Source organism: Agrobacterium sp. BT-220-3 (assembly GCF_025910175.1).
Classification (GTDB): Bacteria; Pseudomonadota; Alphaproteobacteria; order Rhizobiales; family Rhizobiaceae; genus Agrobacterium; species Agrobacterium oryzihabitans.
Genome location: NZ_JAPAIX010000002.1, coordinates 397,627 through 418,863, shown reverse-complemented (window position 1 = coordinate 418,863; position 21,237 = coordinate 397,627). Strand labels below are relative to the sequence as shown.

Annotated in this window: 23 protein-coding genes; 15 read left to right on the top strand and 8 right to left on the bottom strand. The window is 59.8% G+C overall.

The features are described 5' to 3' along the window. The first annotated feature begins 34 nt into the window (after window positions 1-34). A complete protein-coding gene (locus OK142_RS08465; protein WP_137039052.1) occupies window positions 35-226 on the top strand; it encodes a Flp family type IVb pilin in 192 nt (63 codons plus the stop codon). 15 nt (window positions 227-241) lie between these two features. On the opposite strand, the gene OK142_RS08460 is transcribed toward OK142_RS08465, so the two are convergent. Continuing rightward, window positions 242-1,123 carry a methyltransferase domain-containing protein gene (locus OK142_RS08460; protein WP_498682556.1) on the bottom strand — a complete coding sequence of 294 codons (882 nt, stop codon included), beginning with the start codon at window positions 1,121-1,123 and terminating at the stop codon, window positions 242-244. Window positions 1,124-1,266: 143 nt separating this feature from the next. Between OK142_RS08460 and OK142_RS08455 the strand changes: the two genes are divergently transcribed. Genes OK142_RS08455 through OK142_RS08440 form a run of 4 tightly spaced genes read left to right on the top strand, consistent with a single transcriptional unit; the run spans window position 1,267 to window position 3,688 of the window. Continuing rightward, window positions 1,267-2,058 (top strand): ComF family protein, encoded by a 792-nt coding sequence (locus OK142_RS08455; RefSeq protein WP_498682164.1) that lies wholly within the window; start codon window positions 1,267-1,269, stop codon window positions 2,056-2,058. Between the two features lie 60 nt (window positions 2,059-2,118). Then, the gene (gene grxC, locus OK142_RS08450; protein ID WP_035243594.1) at window positions 2,119-2,373 is read left to right on the top strand and encodes a glutaredoxin 3; all 255 of its coding nucleotides are present in this window, start codon (window positions 2,119-2,121) and stop codon (window positions 2,371-2,373) included. Between the two features lie 29 nt (window positions 2,374-2,402). Further along, window positions 2,403-3,263, top strand: coding sequence for a carbon-nitrogen hydrolase family protein (locus OK142_RS08445; RefSeq protein WP_313610106.1), 861 nt, complete (start codon window positions 2,403-2,405; stop codon window positions 3,261-3,263). Continuing rightward, a complete protein-coding gene (locus OK142_RS08440) occupies window positions 3,260-3,688 on the top strand; it encodes a DUF1178 family protein (protein ID WP_498682161.1) in 429 nt (142 codons plus the stop codon). Before OK142_RS08445 ends, OK142_RS08440 begins: the two co-directional genes overlap by 4 nt. Before the next feature lie 133 nt (window positions 3,689-3,821). Here the strand turns inward: OK142_RS08440 and ubiG are convergent, their stop codons facing one another. Next, entirely contained in the window at window positions 3,822-4,565 is a 744-nt protein-coding gene (gene ubiG / locus OK142_RS08435; RefSeq protein WP_498682159.1) for a bifunctional 2-polyprenyl-6-hydroxyphenol methylase/3-demethylubiquinol 3-O-methyltransferase UbiG, read from the bottom strand. A 257-nt stretch (window positions 4,566-4,822) separates the two neighbouring features. On the opposite strand from ubiG, the gene OK142_RS08430 reads away from it, so the two are divergent. Then, on the top strand, window positions 4,823-5,608 hold the full coding sequence (locus tag OK142_RS08430; RefSeq protein WP_498682158.1) for an SH3 domain-containing protein: 786 nt from the start codon (window positions 4,823-4,825) through the stop codon (window positions 5,606-5,608). A gap of 68 nt (window positions 5,609-5,676) precedes the next feature. Here OK142_RS08430 and OK142_RS08425 read toward each other — a convergent pair whose 3' ends face one another. Beyond that, complete coding sequence (locus tag OK142_RS08425; RefSeq protein ID WP_003500254.1) at window positions 5,677-5,934, bottom strand: DUF2934 domain-containing protein; 258 nt, start codon at window positions 5,932-5,934, stop codon at window positions 5,677-5,679. 282 nt (window positions 5,935-6,216) lie between these two features. Here OK142_RS08425 and OK142_RS08420 point away from each other — a divergent pair, with 282 nt between their 5' ends. Continuing rightward, entirely contained in the window at window positions 6,217-7,287 is a 1,071-nt protein-coding gene (locus tag OK142_RS08420; RefSeq protein ID WP_035243595.1) for an enoyl-CoA hydratase/isomerase family protein, read from the top strand. Between the two features lie 42 nt (window positions 7,288-7,329). Here the strand turns inward: OK142_RS08420 and OK142_RS08415 are convergent, their stop codons facing one another. After that, window positions 7,330-7,587: a hypothetical protein gene (locus OK142_RS08415; protein ID WP_498682154.1), complete on the bottom strand. Its 258-nt coding sequence runs from the start codon at window positions 7,585-7,587 to the stop codon at window positions 7,330-7,332. 20 nt (window positions 7,588-7,607) lie between these two features. On the opposite strand from OK142_RS08415, the gene cysP reads away from it, so the two are divergent. From cysP to OK142_RS08395, 4 genes are read left to right on the top strand one after another with little or no spacing between them, the layout of a single operon-like run. Further along, window positions 7,608-8,594: a thiosulfate ABC transporter substrate-binding protein CysP gene (cysP, locus tag OK142_RS08410; protein ID WP_498682153.1), complete on the top strand. Its 987-nt coding sequence runs from the start codon at window positions 7,608-7,610 to the stop codon at window positions 8,592-8,594. A 54-nt stretch (window positions 8,595-8,648) separates the two neighbouring features. After that, complete coding sequence (gene cysT / locus OK142_RS08405; protein WP_082185596.1) at window positions 8,649-9,491, top strand: sulfate ABC transporter permease subunit CysT; 843 nt, start codon at window positions 8,649-8,651, stop codon at window positions 9,489-9,491. A 3-nt stretch (window positions 9,492-9,494) separates the two neighbouring features. Next, window positions 9,495-10,382 carry a sulfate ABC transporter permease subunit CysW gene (gene cysW / locus OK142_RS08400; RefSeq protein ID WP_498682150.1) on the top strand — a complete coding sequence of 296 codons (888 nt, stop codon included), beginning with the start codon at window positions 9,495-9,497 and terminating at the stop codon, window positions 10,380-10,382. A gap of 5 nt (window positions 10,383-10,387) precedes the next feature. Continuing rightward, complete coding sequence (locus OK142_RS08395; RefSeq protein ID WP_498682149.1) at window positions 10,388-11,413, top strand: sulfate/molybdate ABC transporter ATP-binding protein; 1,026 nt, start codon at window positions 10,388-10,390, stop codon at window positions 11,411-11,413. A gap of 15 nt (window positions 11,414-11,428) precedes the next feature. On the opposite strand, the gene OK142_RS08390 is transcribed toward OK142_RS08395, so the two are convergent. Both OK142_RS08390 and OK142_RS08385 read right to left on the bottom strand, forming a co-directional pair. Beyond that, the gene (locus tag OK142_RS08390; protein ID WP_498682147.1) at window positions 11,429-12,526 is read right to left on the bottom strand and encodes a DNA alkylation repair protein; all 1,098 of its coding nucleotides are present in this window, start codon (window positions 12,524-12,526) and stop codon (window positions 11,429-11,431) included. Window positions 12,527-12,856: 330 nt separating this feature from the next. After that, entirely contained in the window at window positions 12,857-14,293 is a 1,437-nt protein-coding gene (locus OK142_RS08385; protein WP_035243597.1) for an NAD-dependent succinate-semialdehyde dehydrogenase, read from the bottom strand. A 626-nt stretch (window positions 14,294-14,919) separates the two neighbouring features. On the opposite strand from OK142_RS08385, the gene OK142_RS08380 reads away from it, so the two are divergent. From OK142_RS08380 to OK142_RS08365, 4 genes are all read left to right on the top strand, one after another. Then, complete coding sequence (locus OK142_RS08380) at window positions 14,920-15,426, top strand: putative pterin-binding protein (RefSeq protein ID WP_498682145.1); 507 nt, start codon at window positions 14,920-14,922, stop codon at window positions 15,424-15,426. Between the two features lie 21 nt (window positions 15,427-15,447). Next, window positions 15,448-17,370, top strand: a complete 1,923-nt coding sequence (locus OK142_RS08375; protein WP_003500272.1) for a putative bifunctional diguanylate cyclase/phosphodiesterase — start codon at window positions 15,448-15,450, stop codon at window positions 17,368-17,370. A 157-nt stretch (window positions 17,371-17,527) separates the two neighbouring features. Continuing rightward, complete coding sequence (locus OK142_RS08370) at window positions 17,528-18,223, top strand: FkbM family methyltransferase (RefSeq protein ID WP_313610654.1); 696 nt, start codon at window positions 17,528-17,530, stop codon at window positions 18,221-18,223. Between the two features lie 273 nt (window positions 18,224-18,496). Then, entirely contained in the window at window positions 18,497-19,333 is an 837-nt protein-coding gene (locus tag OK142_RS08365; RefSeq protein ID WP_082185610.1) for an alpha/beta fold hydrolase, read from the top strand. Between the two features lie 199 nt (window positions 19,334-19,532). On the opposite strand, the gene OK142_RS08360 is transcribed toward OK142_RS08365, so the two are convergent. Further along, entirely contained in the window at window positions 19,533-20,915 is a 1,383-nt protein-coding gene (locus OK142_RS08360; protein WP_498682141.1) for an FGGY-family carbohydrate kinase, read from the bottom strand. Then, a complete protein-coding gene (rhaM, locus tag OK142_RS08355) occupies window positions 20,912-21,235 on the bottom strand; it encodes an L-rhamnose mutarotase (protein WP_003500281.1) in 324 nt (107 codons plus the stop codon). The genes OK142_RS08360 and rhaM overlap by 4 nt, the downstream gene beginning before the upstream one ends. Window positions 21,236-21,237 lie beyond the last annotated feature (2 nt).

Here is a 21,237-nt window from a genome sequence, read left to right as displayed (position 1 = left end):
ATATGTGATAATGCCGGCTGGCCGGACGCACCGGATGGCGGATGGGGAATATCCTGTGCTGCATTTTTTTATCAGTTTCTGTAAAGATGAACGCGGCGCGACTGCAGTCGAATATGGCTTGATCGCCGGGCTGATTTCTTTGGCTCTCGTCGGCGGCGCAGGCACCATCAGCAGCAATATCAATGCGTTATTTCAATTCATCGCTGACACTCTGGCCAACGGCTGAGGCCAGCCTAGCCGCTCAGGAAAGCTTGACTTCAGTCGTCTTCAAGGCGTCGGCAAGGCGCATCTTGGCGGAGCCAGGCTTCAGCGGTTTCTGCTGGCTCTCATGCGGTGCCCAGCCTGAAACATAGATGATGGAAAACGTCGCCCTTATCCGCCCGTCCGGATCGGAATAACGCTCGGCGTAAAGTTCCGCTGCTCGCAGGAAGAACGCCCGATTGAGCGGTTTTCTGCTGCGGCTTGCCATTGGATTGGCCATGCCCATGGCGCGCAGGTCGCGCATCAGGGGAAAAATCGAGTCGTAACGTACCGTATAGGTTTCCGAATCGGTGACGGGGAGCGCAAAACCGGCGCGCTGCAAAAGCGCACCGACGTCGCGCACATCGGCAAAGGGAATGACGCGCGGGCTTGCGCCGCCGGTCAGTTCCGCTTCTGCCGTCAAAAGCACGTCGCGCAATTCCTGCAAGGTGCCGCTGCCGGGAATGGCGCCGAGAAACAGCCCGTCGGGCTTTAATGCCCGCCTTATCTGGATCAGCGCGCCTGGCGTGTCGTTGGTAAGATGCAGGGAAAGCGGCGAAACCACGAGATTTGCGGAGGCCTCCTCAAGCGGCAGATGCTCCATGGAAGCCGTCTCAGGGATATTTCCATCCGTCGTGAAACTGCTCTCGGTCTCGATGCGGCGGATCGTATCCACCTTGCCCGTCTCGGCCACGCGCCGGGCGGTCACGCCCGTTCCGCCATGCAGCTCGATCGCAGTTTCGAACCGGCGCTCGACGATTGCGAGCCTGTCGGCAAGCTCCTCGGCTGCCATGTCGAGAAGGAACAGGGCCTTGTCGTCACGCCGGCTCCACGCCCGGTGACGGTTTTGTTCAATCAGGGCCTGGTCAAAGAGAATATCCATCGTCTTGCCTGCTCGGCCTCCAGCGCCTTCATGATCGGCGGGCCGCGTCGTTGCTGTCATGCCGCTTCGGCATCGTTTTGCCGGTGTGAGACCGGACCACATCGCTCTCGCAAAGGCACCCGTTCGGCGGTAAAGTCAACCTCATGGGTGCTGGTGACGATCTGTTTTCGGAATTGCTGTCGAAGTCTGTGGCCGTCTCGGCGGCGGCACGCGGCACGTTGCGCTCGGCCTTCCGCCTGGTCTATCCGCCGACCTGCGCAGGCTGCGCCCGCATGACCGGCGGCGAGGCCGCCCTGTGTCCGGATTGCTGGCGGGATGTCACCTTTATCGATCGCCCCTTCTGCGAAGTTCTGGGCATTCCCTTTGCACGCGATCACGGGGACGGCGTCGTCAGCGCGCAGGCCATTGCGGACCCGCCGCCATTTGATCGCCTGCGTGCTGCTGCAAGCCATGAGGGAACCGCGCGCAAGCTCGTGCATCGGCTGAAATATCAGGATCGGACCGATCTTGCCCGGCTTATGGCGCTGTGGATGCTGAGGGCGAGCGACGGCACGCTGGATGCCTGCGATTGCATTGTGCCGGTACCGCTGCATCGTCACCGTTTCTGGCGTCGCCGGTTCAACCAGTCCGCGGAACTCGCGCGGCATCTGGCCAAGGCTGCCGGCAAGCCTCTGCTTGTGGATACGCTGTTACGGGTAAAGAAGACCGAGCGGCAGGTAGGCCTTTCGGCACTTGCCAGAAGAGACAATGTGCGTGGCGCTTTCGCCATAGCGCCCGGTCGGGAAATCGGAATTTCCGGCAGGCGTGTGGTGCTGGTGGACGATGTTTACACCACAGGTGCGACGGTTGGTGCGGCAAGTCGCGCGCTGCGGAAAGCGGGTGCCGTGGATGTGACCGTTTTGACCTTTGCAATGGCCATTTCCGGGCCTATATGAAGCCTGAATACCATGAGGAAATAGTGCGCTTCGGCGCATGTTTGCGAGGCTTTGAAGAACATGGCACCGGTGACGATCTATACGCGGGATTTTTGTGGTTATTGCGCGCGCGCCAAGGCGCTGCTGGACAGCAAGGGCGTCGACTACGCCGAATACAACGCCACGACGACGCCGGAATACCGGCAGGAAATGATCGAAAAATCCGGCGGCACGACCTTCCCGCAAATCTTCATCAATGGCGAGCATGTCGGCGGTTGCGACGATCTGCATGCACTGGAGCGTGCCGGTAAACTCGACGAAATGCTGGCCGCCTGATTGGCGCAATTTTTGGCATGGAGGACGTGATGACTTTCAAGGCTGCCGCCATTCAGATGCGCTCCGGTGTCGATCCGGTGAAAAATGCTGCCGATATGGAACGTCTGGTACGCGCCGCTGCGGCTGAAGGTGCCGTCTATGTCCAGACGCCGGAAATGACCGGCGCCCTCCAGAAGGACAGGCAGGCGCTGCGCGCCCAGCTGCGTGATGACGACGGCGATATTATCGTTGCGACCGCCGCGCGGCTGGCGCGCGAACTCGGCATTCATGTCCATGTCGGTTCGACGGCGATTGCCCGTCCGGATGGCAAGATCGCCAATCGCGGTTTTCTTTTCGCGCCGGATGGTTCGCGCATCTGCAGCTATGACAAGATCCACATGTTCGATGTCGATCTCGACAATGGCGAAAGCTGGCGTGAAAGCGCTGCCTATGAACCCGGCGTGGAGGCGCGCGTCGCCGAACTTCCGCTGGCGAAATTCGGCTTTGCAATCTGCTACGACGTTCGATTCCCACAGCTTTTCCGGGCGGAAGCGCTTGCCGGTGCCGAGGTTCTGACGGTTCCGGCCGCGTTCACCCGCCAGACTGGGGAAGCCCATTGGGAAATTCTGCTGCGCGCCCGCGCCATTGAAAACGGCGCTTTTGTCATCGCCGCCGCCCAGGCCGGGGTGCATGAGGACGGGCGAGAGACCTACGGCCATTCCATCATTATCGACCCCTGGGGCAGGGTGCTGGCAATTGCCGGCGGTGTCGGGGAAGAAATCATTTTCGCCGAGATCGACACGTCGCTCGTGGCTGCCGCGCGCGGAAAAATTCCCAATCTGCGCAATTCCCGCGAATTCGCGCTGGACACGGTTATTCCCCTTAAATCTGCCGGAGGTGAGGCGGCGTGATCCGTTATGCGCTGGCCTGTGAAAAAGGCCATGAGTTCGAAGGCTGGTTTTCCGGGAGTGACGATTTCGACAATCAGTTGCAGCGCGGCTTCCTGTCCTGCCCGGTCTGCAATTCCGTGCAGGTCTCCAAGCTTCTGATGGCGCCTTCGGTCTCCACCGCTCGCAAGAAGGATGAACGCCAGACACTCGCCATGGACACGGCGAAAAAAGAAGCAATGGCAAAAATCCGCGAAGCCGTCGCCAATATTCGCGCGAATGCGGAAGATGTCGGCGATAAATTTCCCGAAGAGGCCCGCAAGATTCACTATGGCGAGGCCGACGAACGCGGCATCATCGGCCATGCCTCGGCTCAAGATGCCAAGGCCCTGCTGGACGAGGGCATTGAGATCGCCCCCCTGCCGGTGCTGCCTGACGACGTTAATTGAACTTCATTCGGTTTTGATATCGACCAACAAGCAAGGTCATCCTCGGGCCTGACCCGAGGATGCATCCCGACGTTCGCAAATCGATGGTCGGGTCAAACCCGACCATGACGGAGAGTTGGGTGCACTAGTTTCACTACGGCCTTTTCGCCAGCATCATGTAATTGACATCCATGTCCGGCGAAAGATTCCAGCTGTCCTGCAGCACGTTGTAGAAGACGCCGGTGCGGTGGACGATATCCATGCCGCTTGCCACCAGCGGCCGCTCAAGCTCTTCCGGACGAACCAGCTTCTCATACTGGTGCGTGCCGCGCGGCAACCAGCGCAGCACGTTTTCAGCGGCGAAGATCGCGAGCGCCCGGGCTTTGAGCGTGCGGTTGATGGTGGCGGCAAACATCAGCCCGCCGGGGCGCACCATTTTCGCGCAGGTGGTGACGAAGAGATCGACATTGGCCACATGCTCCACCACCTCCATGTTGAGAACCACGTCGAAGGTTTCGCCTGCCTCCAGCAATTGTTCGGCGGTCACGGCGCGGTAGTCGACGCTGACGCCGCTTTCGCGGGCATGGGTGGAGGCAATGCCGATATTCTTTTCCGAGGGATCGGCACCCACCACATCCGCGCCCATGCGTGCCACGGGTTCGGAAAGCAGGCCGCCGCCGCAGCCGATATCCAGCACGCGCAGGCCTTCCAGCGGGCGGTGCGCCTTCGGGTCACGGCCGAAATTGTCGCAGATGCGGTTGCGGATATATTCCAGCCGCACGGGATTGAATTTGTGCAGCGGGCGAAACTTGCCCGTCGGGCTCCACCATTCCGCAGCCATCGCGGAGAAGCGATCCACCTCGCTCTGGTCGACGGTCGTCTTTGCGGTTTCGCTCATGGTTCTGCTCCATATTGCTGTTGCATTGAAGTCGGATGATTGCCCCCCGAAGTCAAGACCGGCGGTCCATTCGGCGGTCAAATTGTCGGGTGCTTCATTGCCGCAGGTGGAACTGAAGCGGACCGTCATTTGTTTCATGCTGCGTTCATGGAGGAACGCGTATTTTCCGATCGTGGCAGTATGCGAACGCATACTCGTTCATCGATAGCGATGGATGCCGACAAGGGCAAAGCGGGCCTTTGCTTGAGGAGAGAGAAGTGAAGAAAAAACTGTTTGGCGCAATCGCGCTGGTGGCCATGCTCGCCGCGCCGGCACTGGCCGAAGCCGCGACGCGCGGCTTTGCCACCGCGAATGTGAATATGCGCTCCGGCCCGAGCACGGCCTATCCGGCCGTCGTTGTAATCCCGGCTGGCGCGCCATTGACGGTGCATGGCTGCCTGTCCGACACGCCGTGGTGCGACGTCTCCTTCGTCAGCGGTCGCGGCTGGGTCGCCGGTCGCTATATCCAGACGACGTACCGCCAAAATCGGGTCTATGTCGAGCCGCGTTATTACCGTGATCTCGGCGTTCCGGTGATCACCTTCGAAGCCGGCCGTTATTGGGACCGTTATTACCGCGACCGCGATTTCTATCGCGAGCGTGACCGCTGGCGCCGCCCGCCGCCCTCCGGTGGCTATTGGAACGCTCCGCCGCCACGCGGCGACTGGGATCGCCCGCGTCCGCGTGACGAATGGCGGGATGGACGCCGTGACGAATGGCGAGATCCGCGTCAGGGCGGCGGACCGAATGACGGACGCTGGGAGCGCCGTTACGGCGACTGGAACCAGGGTGACAGAAACCAGGGTGACAGGCCACGCCGCGAGGATAATCGCCCGCGCTTCGAAGAGGAAAACCGCGACCGCAATCGCGATCGCCAGCCAAATCAGGACGAAGGCCAGCGTCGTCCGGAACGCCGCCAGTGGGATGATCCACGCCGCGCGCCCGCTTCGGAAAACTTCCAGGGTGGATGCCGGATCGGCGACCCGGGCTGCGACCCGCGCTAAACAGACAAAGCCCGGCGAGATTTCGTCGGGCTTTTCATTTGCTGCTCTTGATTATTGATAGAGTGCGTTTACTTCGCAGCGGCAGCCTTGCGTGCACGGGCCTTGGGTTTCGCCGGGGCTTCCACATCCGGTGCGGCTTCAGCGGAAACGGCCTTGGGAGCTGCCTTCTTGCGCTGCGCGGGCTTTGTCGCTTCCGATGTCTTCAGAAGTGAAAATTCGTGTTTTGCCTGTGCCCAGTGGTCCGCATCGCGGCCATGCGGGTGGCCTTCCTTTTCCCAAAGAGTATAGGCCCGTTTGCTGATCCATTCGTTTTCCGAAACCTGCATGCTCGTCTCCCGTTGCTGTTTACAGCGCCTTTGAGAAGGCGACATTACGCTTGGTCCGGCACACGCTCGACAGGAATCAATGCCGGCATTTCCAGGACCCATTACATGCCATGATTTTCCGGGCGTCAAGCAAACATGCTGCATTGCGAAAGCGGATTTCAGGCATTTTACGCCGGTGAAAGCGGTTTGAGCGAAAGACGTTCCCAAACGATAACATCAACGTTGCGTGATCGCGCCAACCCAGCCAAGATGGGCGGATGAATGGCAGCGGAGGAGGCGAGCTTGGAACTTGCAACGTCAGCGGAGGCGCAGGTCATCGTCGAAAGGCAGGGAGGGGCTGGTATCATCCGTCTCAACCGCCCGAAAGCCATCAACAGCCTGACATTACCGATGGTCCGCCTCCTGTTTCAGGCGCTTGCCCGTTTTGAGGATGACCCCGACGTTTCCTGCGTGGTGCTGACGGGAGAGGGCGAAAGAGGCCTTTGCGCCGGTGGAGATGTGCGGATCATTCATGATCTCGGCAAGGCGGGCGATCCTCAGGTGCTTGATTTCTGGCGGGAAGAGTTTCCGCTGAATTATCGCATAGCCCGCTTCTCCAAGCCCTATGTGGCGCTGATGGACGGCATCGTCATGGGTGGAGGCGTCGGCATTTCCGCCCATGGCAGCCACCGCATCGTCACGGAGCGGACAAAGCTCGCCATGCCGGAGACGGGTATCGGTTACTTTCCTGACGTCGGAGGCTCCTGGCTTTTGCCGAAAGCGCCGGGCGAATGCGGCACATGGCTGGGATTGACCGGCAATGCCGTCGCTGGCGCCGATGCGATCTATGCCGGTTTCGCCGACTATCTCGTTCCTTCGGACGGTCTCGAAGTCTTGGTGGGGGATTTGTCGCGGGCGACGGATATCGAAGGTCTCGAAGCGGCGATCACGGCCTATGCCGTCGATGCGGGCGAAGCCGTCCTGGCTGTAAACCGTGATATCATCGACGCGACATTCCGTTTCGACACCGTGGAGGAGATTTTCGCAGCACTTTCGGCGCGCGACGATGCGTTTTCGCGCGAGACCCTGGAAGCCCTTCAAAAACGCTCACCCACCAGTCTGAAACTGACCCTGAAATTGCTGCGCCTCGGCCGGGAAAGCGCGAGCCTCATCGAATGCCTGGAGCGGGAATTTGCCGCCGGCACGGAAATATTGCGGGGCCATGATTTTTATGAGGGCGTGCGTGCTGCACTGGTCGACAAGGATCGCAATCCCCGCTGGCGACCGTTGCTGCTGGAGGAGGTTAACGAGGAAGACCTCGCGCGTTATTTTGCCGAGCATTCCGGCAATCTGTTTCCCGAGCATCGTCTTTAGGTTGGGATGCGTGGTGTACCAGCATGCATCCAATCTCAGCCCTCATTCCTGTGACGAGCACAGGAATGAGGGCTGTGGAGGGCTGCGCTCGATATGAATATATGTTTCGCGCGCCATGAATTTCATGTTTCTCCCCGAGATTTTGAGCAATGTCGGCGCAAAAGAAATCCGGCTTCTCGCCCTATATGAAATCATCACCTTTTGAACTTCTGTTGTTTGGGTGAAATTTCCAATCCCTGCCCCCCTAACGCACGGCTGTTTCTCGCGGGCGTTGCCGCCGGCCGCTATGTTGGCGACCATTCGATTTTCCGGGGGTATTCATGAAACGTCTTCTTATCATCGGCACTGCCATTGCCGCTCTCATTGCAGGTGTAGCACAGGCGCAGTCTCCGACCACCATTCTCAATGCATCCTACGATGTCGCCCGTGAGGTTTTCGCGGCCGAGAACGAGGCTTTCATCAAGTTGCATCCGGGCGTCAAAGTCGATCAGTCGCATGCCGGCACCTCCAAGCAGGCGCGCGCGATCGTTGAGGGTCTGGAAGCAGATGTCGTCACCTTCAACCAGGTGACCGATGTCGATTTTCTGGTGAAGCAGGGTTTTGTTTCCGCCGACTGGCAGAAGGATTTCCCGAACGACGCCTCACCGTTCTATTCCTTCCCGTCCTTCCTCGTGCGCACCGGAAACCCCAAGAACATCAAGGACTGGGACGATCTTGCCCGCGATGATGTGAAGGTCGTTTTCCCCAATCCGAAAACCTCGGGTAATGCCCGTTACACCTATCTCGCCGCCACCGCCTACGCCAAGGAGAAGTTCAACGGCGACGAGAAGAAGGTTCAGGAATTCGTCAAGAAAATCTTCGACAACACACCGGTGTTCGACACCGGAGGCCGTGCCGCCACCACCACTTTCGTGGAGCGTGAAATCGGCGATGTGTTGATCACTTTTGAGGCCGAGACCCGCGGCATCGCCAAGCAATATGGCGCCGACAAGGTTGAAGGCGTCGTGCCTTCCGTCAGCCTGCTGGCCGAATTCCCGGTCGCCGTGGTGGACAAGGTTGTCGATAAACGCGGCTCGCGCGATCTGGCAAAAAGCTACCTCGATTTCCTCTATACCGAGGAAGGCCAGCGTATTGCTGCCGAGTTCGGTCACCGCGTTCACGATGAAAAGGTCGTTGGCGAGTTTAAGGACAAGTTCCCGGCCATTCGCCTCGTCAACGTCAACGACGTCTTCGGCGGCTGGGATAAAATCCAGAAAGAGCATTTTGCATCCGGCGCGACGCTTGATACGCTTTACGGCAGCCGTTAATCACAGCGATAGGCAACAGGCCAACGACCCGGCGGGAAACTGCCGGGTCGCTTTATGATGAAATGGGGGCGGGGTTTGAAGCGGAATGTTCTGCCGGGGCTTAAATTGTCCCTTGGCGTTACCCTCACTTACGTTGCCATCATCGTGCTGCTGCCGCTCTCGGCGCTGGTGTTCAAAGCCGCGAGCCTTGGACCCGCCGAATATTGGGCCATCATCTCTTCGCCGCGCGCCGTTGCCAGCTACCGGGTCACGGTGCTCTGCGCGCTCGCCGCCACGCTTTTCAACGTCGTTTTCGGGCTGGCGCTTGCCTGGGTGCTGACGCGTTACCGTTTCCCCGGCTGGCGTCTTATCGATGCCATTGTCGATCTGCCTTTTGCGCTTCCAACCGCCGTTGCCGGCATCGCGCTGACGACGCTTTTTGCGGGCAATGGCTGGTTCGGCTCGGTGCTTGCGCCGCTCGGCATCAAGGTGGCCTATACGCCGCTCGGCATCATGGTGGCGATGGCCTTCACCAGCCTGCCCTTCATCGTGCGCACCGTGCAGCCGGTGCTGGAGGACCTCGATCCGGCGCTGGAGGAAGCGGCGCAGTCACTTGGCGGTTCCGATCTTGAAATCTTCCGCAAGGTCATCCTGCCGCTTCTGACGCCCGCTCTGCTTGCCGGGCTTTCGCTCTCCTTCGCCCGCAGCCTCGGTGAATTTGGTGCGATCATCTTCATCGCCGGCAACCAGCCGTTCTCGACGGAAATCACGGCGCTGCTGATCTTCATCCGGCTCGAGGAATATGATTATCAGGCCGCCGCGGCCATTGCTTCCGTGCTGCTCATCACCGCTTTCGTGATGCTGGCGGTGACCAATTACCTGCAGGCGCGCGCGCTTCGCTACACGGTGAGGAGCTGAGACATGAGCGCCATTTCCTCGCATCGCAAACCGCCGCGCGTCGGTGACGCCCCCTGGGTTCGCCGCAGTCTGATCGCTTTCGTTCTTGTGATCGGCGCCCTGCTGGTCGTCGCTCCTCTTGTGATTATCGGGGTCGAGGCCTTTTCGCAGGGCTGGAAGGTCTATTCCGCCACGATCACCCATCCCGATACTCGCCACGCCATCATGCTGACGGTTCTGACCGCACTGATTGCCGTGCCGATCAACACCGCCTTTGGCGTCGCGGCCGCATGGGCGATCACCAAGTTCGATTTTCCCGGCCGGCGCTTTCTGTTGGTGTTGATCGAGATACCTTTCTCCATCTCGCCGATCGTGGCCGGTGTCGCATATCTCTTCGTTTACGGGCTGCAGGGGCTCTTCGGTCCGTTCCTCGATGCGCATGACATCAAGATACTCTTTGCGCTTCCCGGCATCGTCATCGCCTCGATGTTCGTCACCGCACCCTTCGTGGCGCGTGAGCTTATCCCGCTGATGCAGGCGCAGGGCCGCGATCTCGAGGAGGCGGCGACCTCGCTTGGCGCATCCGGCTGGCGCACCTTCTTTTCGGTGACGCTGCCGAATATCAAATGGGCGCTGCTTTATGGCGTCGTGCTCTGCAACGCCCGCGTGATGGGCGAATTCGGCGCGGTTTCGGTCGTGTCAGGCAATATTCGCGGCCAGACCAATACGCTGCCGCTGCATATCGAGTTGCTCTACCACGATTACCAGACGGCCGGTGCCTTTGCCTCGGCCTCCATCCTCGCTTTGCTCGCCGTCGTCACCATCATCGCCAAGGTGGCGCTGGAACGGCGCGGGGCCGGGCGCGGAGCCAAGAAGACCAACGGCGATGCCGCCATCGCCACGGAGACCTGATTCCCATGAAAATCCGCCTCGAAAATGTGGTGAAGACCTTCGATACGTTCCGCGCGGTGCGCGATGTTTCGCTGGATATTGAAAGTGGCGAGCTTCTGGCGCTGCTCGGCCCTTCCGGCTCGGGCAAGACGACGATTCTGCGCATGGTCGCCGGTCTGGAATATAGCGATGGCGGCCGCATCCTGTTCGGAGACGAGGACGCCACCAATATTCCGGTGCGCGACCGCGGCGTCGGTTTCGTGTTTCAGCACTACGCGCTTTTCCCGCATATGACGCTCAACGAAAACATCGCCTTCGGCATGAAGGTATCGAAGGTGAAGCGCGACAAGGCGGCAATCGATGCCCGGGTCAGGGAACTTCTGAACCTTGTCAAACTCGATGGTCTGGGGGATCGTTTCCCGGCGCAGATATCCGGCGGGCAAAGGCAGCGCGTGGCATTGGCGCGTGCGCTTTCGGTTGATCCGAAAGTTCTTCTGCTGGATGAGCCTTTCGGGGCGCTGGATGCCAATGTGCGTCGCGATCTGCGGCGCTGGCTGCGCGAAATTCACGGTGCGCTGGGTATCACCACGATTTTCGTGACGCATGATCAGGAAGAGGCACTTGATCTCGCCGACCGTGTCGTCATCCTCAATCAGGGTGAGATCGTTCAGCAGGGCACGCCGAAGGAAGTCTGCCGCCAGCCGAACAGCGCTTTCGTCATGCGCTTTCTCGGCGACGCCAACCGTGTGTCCGGCGTGGCGCGCGGCGGCAAGGTCTATGTCGGTGACAATGAGCTGCCTTTCTCCTATGGCCAGGCGGATGGTGCCGTCGAGATTTATACCCGCCCATCCGATCTGGAGTGGGAGGATCTGCACGAGGGCATTCCGGCCTCCGTGGCACGGGTTCTCGACCGGGCGGGTGAGCGGCGGGTGATCGCCAGCACCGATGGCGGCGATCTTCTCGAATTCGACGTGCCGCCGGAAAATGATGTCGCGGCAGGTGACCGCGGTTCCGTCATCATCCGCCGGGCGAAGATTTTCCCGGCGGCGTAACTCGCCTCGCCGGTCTCAGATCAGAAGCTCGAAAGAGGCCTCGGCCACAAGCCTGCCATTGACCAGGAGATCAACCTTGTGGACACCCGCATAGTGCTTGCGGGTGGTGAAATCGCGCATGGCGCGGCTTATCGACAGCCCACATGGTTCGCCCGGCTGAAGTTCGATCTCCTTCCATTTGAAGACTTTCGCCGAGGCGTCACCGCTCTTCTTCACGTAATGGACGGCAAAATCGATCACCAGCTTCTGCGGGCCTTTCGCTGTCGAGGTGAAAGCGGCTGAAATCCGCACCGGATTACCGAGAGCAACCTTGTCAGGCGAAACCTCAAACGTCTCCAGCGCGATCTGCGCTGCTTCATGCGCGCCGAGATGGGCGAGTGCGGCGGCGTCACCCTTCTTGATCAGCGTGCGCAGGGCCTGCCGCACGATCCAGCGCGTATGCGGGTTCTCCTTAGGCCATGAGTCGATGAGCGTCAGCACGAAAGCGGGATTGTCCTTGGTGATGTCGTTCAGATGATTGGCGACGGATTTGCGCACGTAAAGCGAATCATCGGCTTTCATGGCATCGAGGATTGCCGTGACCGGGGAGGGATCATCGATGAGGGGTTTGAGCTGGAACGACCAGGGCAGGCGTGGCCGGCAGCCCTCGCTCGCCAGTCGCCGTACATGCTCGTTGTCGTGGCGCGACCAGGTTTCCATCACCGCAAGGGTGCGGGCGATATCCTTTTGCAGAAAATGGCGGATGGCGAATTCCGACGAGCCGAAGCGGGTGAAATATTGCAGCGCCTGCATGGAAAGATCGAAATCGTCGAGCCCGTAGAGCGCAACATATTCTGGCAGCGAGATGGACGCGAAACCGTTGCCGATGCCGGGGGCGGCGGCGGTCAGAATGTCGATATTGCGGGCGTAGTCACCGGGAAGCGTGGCGTGCAGGCTCGTCGCTACCCGCCGCATGCGCTGCATGATGCCCAGAGCCTCGAGATTTTCCGTGGCGAGCGACATGAAGGCGGAGACATCGAAAGGCGCATGAACGGCTTTGGTCTGATCGGCTATATGCTGCAGTTTTTCACGGTTGAAGATTTCCTTCAGCGCCGGTGCCGCTGTCTCGCTCATGTCTGCCCTCGAAAGTTCACTTTTTGTTCTTTTAAGGGAAGAAGAGGTTTGAGGCAAGCAGGGGGAGGGCGTTGGCAAGGAGAAGACGGGCAAATTTTCCCCATTCTCAGACGTAGGAGGAGGCATTCGTACTTTCCTCCGTCATGCCGGACCCGATCCGGCATCCAGCCACGGCGCGTCTGCGCCGTGAAACGACTCTTTCCCAATCAAAGACTTGATCGCACTGGACCCCGGATCGAGTCCGGGGTGACGGAGTATGGGTACTCCAGCTTCGCCAAACTCAAGCGTTGGGCGGATATTGTCATCCACCCAGAGCCGGAGCCAAGGCCTTCAACTCATCTGGCTGACGAATTTCGTTTCCAGATAGGCCTGAACCGCTTCCGAACCGCCTTCCGTGCCATAACCGGAATCCTTGATGCCGCCGAAGGGGACTTCGGGAAGGGCAAGGCCGTTATGGTTGATGGTCAGCATGCCGGCCTCGACCTGATGGCCGAGCGCATGCGCGGTCTTGACCGAGCCGGTGAAGGCATAGGATGCAAGGCCGAAGGGCAGGCGGTTTGCTTCGGTGACCGCGTCATCGAAGGTCGAGAAGCGGTTGATGATGGCAACGGGACCGAAGGGCTCGTCGTTCATGATCTTTGCCGTGGTCGGCACATTGGCGAGAACTGTCGGCTCGAAGAAGTTGCCCTTGTTGCCGATGCGGCGGCCGCCGGTCTTCAGCTCGCCGCCATGGGAAACGGCGTCGCTGATGAGGCCTTCGAGCGCCGGGATGCGGCGTTCATTGGCGAGCGGGCCCATGATGACGCCGTCTTCCATACCGTTGCCGACCTTGATGGCCTTCGTCGCTTCCACGAAACCTTCAAGGAAGCGGTCCGCCACGCCGTCCTGCACGAGGAAGCGGGTGGGGGCGACACAGACCTGGCCGGCGTTGCGGAACTTGGCGAGCGACGTCACCTCGATTGCCTTTTCGATATCGGCGTCATCGAAGATCATCACCGGCGCATGGCCGCCGAGTTCCATCGTGGCGCGCTTCATGTGCTTGCCGGCCAGCGCCGCGAGGTGCTTGCCGATCGGCGTGGAGCCGGTGAAGGAAATCTTGCGGATGACCGGATGCGGGATCAGATATTCCGAAATCTCGGAGGGAACACCGTAAACCAGACCGATGACGCCCGCTGGCACGCCCGCATCCACAAAGGCGCGGATGAGCTCGGCCGGTGATGCCGGCGTTTCCTCAGGCGCCTTGACGATGATCGAGCAGCCGGTGGCGAGCGCCGCTGAAAGCTTGCGGACGATCTGGTTGATCGGGAAGTTCCAGGGCGTGAAGGCTGCAACGGGGCCGACGGGCAGCTTGATGGCAAGCTGGGAAACGCCGGTCGCACGCGCGGGAATGACCTGGCCATAGGTGCGGCGCGCTTCTTCGGCAAACCAGTCGATCGTGTCGGCGGCGCCCATGACCTCGGTGCCCGATTGTGCCAGCGGCTTGCCCTGTTCGCGGGTCATAATATAGGCGATCTTGTCCTTGCGCTCGCGCAGGATATCGGCCGCCCTGCGCATGATCTTCGAACGCTCGAAGGGCGAGGTGTCGCGCCACACCTTGAAACCGCGCTCGGCAGCAGCAAGCGCCAGATCGAGGTCTTCCTTTTCGGCGTGGGCGATTGCGCCGATGATCTCGTCGGTTGCCGGATCGGACACGGCGATCGTCTTGCCGGAAACGGCGTCTCGCCATTCGCCATCAATGAGAAGTTTGATGTCGGGATAGGTGTGCATGGGAACTACCTTCATGATGCGGCCGATACGGCGAGCTGCCGTTTGGCCCGGAGACGTGAACAGAATTTCCTGGCCGGACGATATCCGGCATCGCGGCTTTCGCTGCGCGGAACGGGTGTCTGGGTATCCCCGGCAAAGAGGCTTCTGGAATTGCCGGAAACAGAAACGACAGTCTTTATATTAAGTTCCGGGCGGTATGTTTCAACCGTCCGCTGCGGCAATCGCCCTGATTTTTCTGCGACATGGAACTTGTTTTCGGTCATTCCGGTTTGCAACGCATGCGATGCTAAATTGCCATGACCTCGCCCGGTCCGCGTGCGAATCACGCATTTCTGTCCGTTTGCGGGAAAGTGTCTGCCTCAATTCGGCCCTTGTCGCGCCTGACGGATTGACGGGAGGAGGCAAAGTGGGCTGCCGCTTGCGTCATAACAGTGCGCGAAACATGAAAAAGTACAATAAGACGGAAAAATTATCCAAAGGGTTTACTCAAAACCTAGAGAAAATACGGATAAAATCTCAGTGAGGATATAACATCCATTCCTGATATATATTGCGGGCGTCGGTTCCCTTGACCTTCTGAGGTTGGCGAAAACCCTCGACCCGAACGTTATCGATGGAGAAAAAGTATGAGTTTCGCCCGGGTACTTCTCAGTGCGTTCTTGTCACTCGTGTGGCTTTCCTGTGCCGAAGCCGGAACGATCGCCAAGCCGCGAGGCAAGCCGATATTAACCATATCCGGAAACATCACCAACACCAACGCCGAGGGCGCCGCGCAATTCGACCGCGACATGCTGGAAGCGCTTGGCATGGTGACGGTGGAGACGACAACACCCTGGCACGATGGCCGCGTCCGATTCGATGGTGTTTCGCTGGCGAAATTGATGGATATCGTCGGCGCAAAAGGCACCACGGTCACGGCAGTCGCGCTCAACGACTATGTCAGCACCATACCGGTTGAGGATTTTAAGAAATTCAACGTTATCCTCGCGATCAAACTGGATGGCAATTACATGACAGTTCGCGAAAAAGGCCCGTTGTTCGTCATCTATCCCTATGACAGCGACCCGGAGCTGCAGAAGCAGACTTATTATTCGCGGTCTGCATGGCAAGTTGCCAAACTGATAGTGGAATAAAGGTGCCGTTTGCGAAAACTTGTGGCGGTGATCATCTGTTGCTTCGTCCTGGCAACGGGCTATATCGCTTTCGTCATTGCCGAGCGACAGACCGCTCTGCAGAAATTCGCCCGCTATAACGATTCGTGGGCGGTCAGCCAGACCGTGGCGGAATATCTGCGGCTTCAGAACAAGCTCGCGGTTTTCGCGCTCAGTCCCGGCAAGATTGACCGGGACGAACTGCAGCTGCGTCTGGACATCATGCTGAGCCGTCTTGAATTGTTGAAGCAGGGCAATCTGGGGGCTTTCATCAATGAAAAGCAGCAGTGGCGGGACCTTGTAACGCAGCTCAATGCGGTTCTGGCCGATCTGGAGCAGCGGGTTAATCGTCTGGAGCCCGCCGATGTTCCGGCAATGCTTTCGGCGATGAGCGCGCTCGATGCACCGATGACGACGCTCGCCTCGTCTTCCGTCGCCTATGACGTCAATCTGATCGATACCGCCCATGAGGATGTGCGCAAGCTGCATATCGTCTATACCGCGCTGGCCGGGGGCCTGATCCTGTGCGGCATCGCGCTCGTCATATTGCTGCTCCGGCAGAACGATCTTTTGAACCGCGCGCAAAAAAGCATGCGCGGCCTGACGGACGACCTGCGCGCCGCCACGCTGGAATTGCAGGCGAAGAATGTCCGGCTGGAGCATGATGCCTATCACGATGCGCTGACGGGTCTGCCCAACCGCTCGCTGTTCCGGCAGGAGCTGATCGAGCGGCTGCGACGATCCTTCGGCGGCAGCGGCACGACGGCCATCCTTCTGCTCGATCTCGACGGCTTCAAGGACGTCAACGACACGCTCGGTCATGATGCGGGCGATGCCCTGCTTCAGGCCGTCGCGCAGCGCCTTTCAGGCATCAGCGGCGATTACGATATGGTCTGCCGCCTGGGCGGCGATGAATTCGCCGTCGTCTCCGATGATCTCAATGAGGACGCGGCACGCCGTCTCGCCTCCAAGCTCATCGACCAGATCAGCCGGACCTACCAGCTCGGCGAGCAGGAGGTCAAAATCGGTACCTGCATCGGTATTGCCATCTCGCACGGCGCCGTTGATGCGGACGAATTGTTCAAGCGCGCGGATCTGGCTCTTTACGAGGCCAAGGCCATCGGCCCGGGCCGGGCGAGCGTTTTCAAGGTCCGCATGCAGAAGCAGCTGACCGAGAAGAAATCCTTCGAGGCCGATCTGCAAACCGCGCTGCAAAACGACGAGATGGAGGTCTATTACCAGCCGCAGGTGGCGACGCAGACCCGCGAGCTCTGCGGCTTCGAGGCGCTCTTGCGCTGGAAACACCCGGTGCGGGGCGATGTGCCGCCCAGCGTGTTCATTCCCGTCGCGGAAAGAACGGGCCTTATCCACTCGCTCGGAAAATGGGTGATGGAAACCGCCTGCCGCGAGGCGATGCGATGGGACGAGGACATGAAGGTGGCGGTCAATCTCTCGCCGGTTCAGTTTCACAGTACCAACCTCATCCAGAACGTGATGGGCGCGCTGGAAAAAAGCGGGCTGGAGCCAAGCCGGCTCGAGCTTGAGATCACCGAATCCATCCTGCTCAACAAGAGCGACCAGACGATCAACACGCTGACGCGGCTGAAGGATGTCGGCATCCAGATCGCCATGGACGATTTCGGCACCGGATATTCTTCTCTCGCCAATCTGCGCGGCGTGCCCTTTGACAAGATAAAGATCGACCGCTCCTTTCTGCGCGATATCACCAGCGACCGAGACGCGCTGGCGATCGTTGAGTTCGTGGTCGGTGTCGGCCGCAGTCTGCGCATGACCACGATTGCCGAAGGCATCGAGACGGAGGAGCAATATGAATGCGTCAGACGTCTGGGATGCGATCAGGTCCAGGGATATCTGATCAGCCGGCCGTTGCCGGCCAAGGAGCTGGTGGCCTGGAGCTCCGTCTGAAAACGGGCTGCGTTGGCGAAGGCGTGTCCTATTTCAGGAAGATGCATCGCTCTTTGCGAAAACCGATACCGGTTGGCGTGCCGATGTTGTAGAGCATTCCCGGTCGATACGGGATCATTCTGGCGAAGCGACCGGGTTTTGCGAAAAGGTTTGAGACATGGAAATAATGGACGTGCATGGCGTAGCTCTTCCCCTCTCTTCCCATGAGGTGTCGCCCGTCATCTGGCAGGCGTTGACCGATGGCAGCTATGAGGCGAAAGAGGCCCGCAGTGTCCTGAAAGCCATCAAGCCGGGCGACCGTGTGCTGGAACTGGGGTCCGGTATCGGGATCATCACCTCGATCATCGCCGGCATAAAGGACGTGTCGGTATGGGCCTTCGAGGCCAATCCCTCAACGGCGGCGCTGGCGGAGCGGGTGATAAAAGCCAATTGCCGCGGCAATGTCGAGTTTTCGCAGGGGTTGCTTACCGCCGACGAGCCGCGCTCCTATTCGTTTTATGTCCGCAAGGATCTCTGGATGTCGTCGATGGACGAAAATCAGGGTCCCTATGAAAAACGCATCGAAATTTCGTCCGAGAATATCGACGAATTTGTTGCAAGCAGGGGCATCACCGCACTGGTCATGGATATCGAGGGCGCGGAACGCGATCTGCTCGGCAGGGCCGAACTTGCTGGCGTGGAGCGGATATTCGTCGAACTGCACGATCACCTTTATGGCCTCGCCGGCGTCCGCGACATCATGCGGTCGCTGACCGCCAAGGGATATGCCTATGATCCGCGTGGCTCGCGCGGTCCCTGCGTGTTGTTCTCCAAGGACGACAGCCCGAGGGAATACGATCCCGACGTGGATTGACCGCCGCCTCACAGCTCCAAAAGTTCACAGCGAATTCGCGGAACCGTCTGCGCATCATCTCGTTCTTTCCCGGGAATGAGAATGTGCGGGAGCAGGGCGGCGTATGCCCTGAGGTGGGTTGCGGATCGTCATGATAATTTCATAAACGGCAATTCAATCGCAATTATTATTGCAATTGTCGCAATCTCTCCCCTGCGTCATCATCACTCCATCAGACCGGCTCAGAATGCAGACGACGCTGGACGATGCAAACGCAACCGAAGGAGAACGATCATGGGCTTTGTGAAAACGACAGACGGAACCGAAATCTTCTACAAGGACTGGGGCCCGAAGGATGCTCAGCCCATCGTGTTTCACCACGGCTGGCCGCTGAGTTCCGACGACTGGGACGCGCAGATGCTGTTTTTCCTCTCGAAAGGATATCGCGTCGTCGCCCATGACCGCCGTGGCCACGGCCGCTCTGCCCAGGTGGCTGACGGTCACGACATGGATCACTACGCCGCCGACGCCTTTGCCGTCGTTGAGGCGCTCGATCTGAAGAATGCCGTCCATATCGGCCACTCCACCGGTGGCGGCGAAGTTGCCCGTTACGTTGCCAGACATGGCGAGCCCGCTGGCCGCGTCGCCAAGGCGGTTCTGGTTTCCGCCGTGCCGCCGCTGATGCTGAAGACCGAGGCCAATCCGGAAGGCCTGCCGATGGAGGTCTTCGACGGCTTCCGCTCGTCGCTTGCCGCAAACCGCGCGCAGTTCTTCCGCGATGTGCCCTCCGGCCCATTCTACGGCTTCAACCGAGATGGAGCGACCGCCCAGGAAGGCGTGATCCAGAACTGGTGGCGTCAGGGCATGATGGGCGGCGCCAAGGCCCATTATGACGGCATCAAGGCCTTCTCGGAAACCGACCAGACTGAGGACCTGAAGGCGATCAGCGTACCCACACTGGTGCTGCACGGCGAAGACGACCAGATCGTGCCGATTGCCGACTCCGCGCTGAAATCGGTGAAGCTTTTGAAAAACGGCACGCTGAAGACCTATCCCGGCTTCTCGCACGGCATGCTGACCATCAATGCCGACGTGCTGAACGCCGATCTGTTGGCCTTCATCAAGGCTTGATCTTTGGGCGAAACGGGAATGCGGCCTGATATGAGGCCGCATTTCGTGATTGGTCCAAAACCCACCCCCAAACTCGACGTCATCCTCGGGCTTGACCCGAGGATCCACAACCCGGCGCGACGATGGATCCTCGGGTCAAGCCCGAGGATGACGTCGCGTGTGGGGGGCAGGGGGACGGAGGTATTTCCGCCTCATGTCATCATCCGAGCTTCGCATTCCAAGCCTCGCGATAAGAACCAAGCCCGGCAATGGCGTCGGCAGCGAAATGACGCTCCCGGCCGGCAAGCGGCTTGATGCCGGTGAGGAGTGCAGCGCCCGCGCTGGTGCCGGTGGAGCCGCCGACGGCGATCACGTCCGTATCGGCAAAACCGGCCAGCGCCTTGAGGTAAAGCACGTTGCTGGCAAATGGGCCTTCAACCAGCACCGAGCCTTTCCGCCCGATAAGCGATAGGCTGAATTCCGTCATCAAAGCGAGATAAAGCGCCGCCGCCGCGTGCCGCTCTGCGACTGTGGCATCTTCATCGGCAATCCAACGCGCTGTCTTTTGGGGGAAGGGGCCGGAGCCGCCAACGACGCTCGGCAACAGCATCATGCCTTTGGCAAGCACGTTGCCGAGAGCCGCTTCGATAGCTTCGTCAGACGCGGGGCCGAATTGCTGCGTCAGCATTTCATATTCCCTGCCGCCCATGAAGCGGGACGAGGGAACGGGACGCCCGAAAGCATCGACATTCAGCAGCGTGTCGCGGCCAGGATCGAGCGCATCCGCCGCGCCGCCGATGGCAAAATTCACCACCCAGGTGCCGGTGGAGACGACCGAAAAATCGCCCTCCCGACGCAGCAGATGCGGCAGGAGCGACGCGTTGGAATCATGAATGCCGCAATAGACCGGCATCTCCGGCGACATACCTGTTTTCTGCGCCACTGATTTACGCACTGGCCCCAGAACATCGAAGGCCGACCGTACGGGCGCCATCAACTGCTCGATGCCCAGATGCTCGACCAGTGACGAAAACGCCTTTCGCCGTGGGTTCCACAGGTCGGTGTGGCAACCAAGCGAGGTCGTTTCGGTGGCCTGAATGCCGGTCAACCGCCCCGCCCAATATTGCGCGTAAGTGACGATGCTGCGCACCGTCGCGAATTCCTGCGGAAAGGCGGTTTTCTGGAAATGGATTTGCGCGCCAAGGTTCAGCCCGGCGGGAAGCGATGGCGAGCCGGTTTCGGAGAAGTCGGGCCGGATGCCAAGATAGGCCTCGCGTATCTCAACGGGATAGCTGTGCTCGTAGTCCAGCACCGGCATGGCAAGATCGCCGTTCCCGTCGAGAAGTGCCGCTGCCGCGCCATGGGTGGTGATGGAAATTGTGTCGAAACCCGGCTCCTGGGCGAACCGTCGAAGAGAGGCGAGAATGAAACTCCAGAGCATCTCCACATCGTAATGCGGATAGATACCATCACGAAGGACAGGGTTCGAACGCCTGTCGCCGGTGATCTCTTCTCCACTTCCGGTGTCGATGACGACGACCTTGGCGTTGGTCTTGCCGATATCGATGACCGCGACGCGGCGTGGCTTTGTCATGTCGGTCATGGCAGATGGAACACCGTCACGAGGTCCGTCGCGATTGGCGAATTATCCGGATTGCTCTCCATGATGTCAGCCATGTGCGCCCACCATTTCTTCATCACGGGATGCTCGGGTAATGCCGCCATGCCGTGGTTCTTCGGGCGCGTCAGCACGCCGAACAGGATGTTGGTTTCCGGATCGAGATGGATGGAATAGTCGCTCACACCCGCCTCGTGCAGCAGCGCCACCAGTTCCGGCCATATCTCGTCATGGCGCCGTCTGTACTCTGCCTCCTTGCCGGCGAAGAGCTTCATCTTGAAGGCGTGTTTTTCGAATTCCGGCATGG

Coding starts and splice junctions, on each gene's coding strand:
- OK142_RS08415 (WP_498682154.1), bottom strand. CDS start 7,587: ATGGTCGCCAACATAGCGGCCGGCGGCAACGCCCGCGAGAAACAGCCG.
- OK142_RS08380 (WP_498682145.1), top strand. CDS start 14,920: ATGAGTTTCGCCCGGGTACTTCTCAGTGCGTTCTTGTCACTCGTGTGG.
- cysP (WP_498682153.1), top strand. CDS start 7,608: ATGAAACGTCTTCTTATCATCGGCACTGCCATTGCCGCTCTCATTGCA.
- OK142_RS08390 (WP_498682147.1), bottom strand. CDS start 12,526: ATGAGCGAGACAGCGGCACCGGCGCTGAAGGAAATCTTCAACCGTGAA.
- cysT (WP_082185596.1), top strand. CDS start 8,649: ATGATGAAATGGGGGCGGGGTTTGAAGCGGAATGTTCTGCCGGGGCTT.
- OK142_RS08455 (WP_498682164.1), top strand. CDS start 1,267: ATGGGTGCTGGTGACGATCTGTTTTCGGAATTGCTGTCGAAGTCTGTG.
- cysW (WP_498682150.1), top strand. CDS start 9,495: ATGAGCGCCATTTCCTCGCATCGCAAACCGCCGCGCGTCGGTGACGCC.
- OK142_RS08395 (WP_498682149.1), top strand. CDS start 10,388: ATGAAAATCCGCCTCGAAAATGTGGTGAAGACCTTCGATACGTTCCGC.
- OK142_RS08465 (WP_137039052.1), top strand. CDS start 35: ATGGCGGATGGGGAATATCCTGTGCTGCATTTTTTTATCAGTTTCTGT.
- OK142_RS08360 (WP_498682141.1), bottom strand. CDS start 20,915: ATGACCGACATGACAAAGCCACGCCGCGTCGCGGTCATCGATATCGGC.
- OK142_RS08365 (WP_082185610.1), top strand. CDS start 18,497: ATGGGCTTTGTGAAAACGACAGACGGAACCGAAATCTTCTACAAGGAC.
- grxC (WP_035243594.1), top strand. CDS start 2,119: ATGGCACCGGTGACGATCTATACGCGGGATTTTTGTGGTTATTGCGCG.
- OK142_RS08370 (WP_313610654.1), top strand. CDS start 17,528: ATGGAAATAATGGACGTGCATGGCGTAGCTCTTCCCCTCTCTTCCCAT.
- OK142_RS08425 (WP_003500254.1), bottom strand. CDS start 5,934: ATGCAGGTTTCGGAAAACGAATGGATCAGCAAACGGGCCTATACTCTT.
- rhaM (WP_003500281.1), bottom strand. CDS start 21,235: ATGCCGGAATTCGAAAAACACGCCTTCAAGATGAAGCTCTTCGCCGGC.
- OK142_RS08385 (WP_035243597.1), bottom strand. CDS start 14,293: ATGCACACCTATCCCGACATCAAACTTCTCATTGATGGCGAATGGCGA.
- ubiG (WP_498682159.1), bottom strand. CDS start 4,565: ATGAGCGAAACCGCAAAGACGACCGTCGACCAGAGCGAGGTGGATCGC.
- OK142_RS08445 (WP_313610106.1), top strand. CDS start 2,403: ATGACTTTCAAGGCTGCCGCCATTCAGATGCGCTCCGGTGTCGATCCG.
- OK142_RS08460 (WP_498682556.1), bottom strand. CDS start 1,123: ATGGATATTCTCTTTGACCAGGCCCTGATTGAACAAAACCGTCACCGG.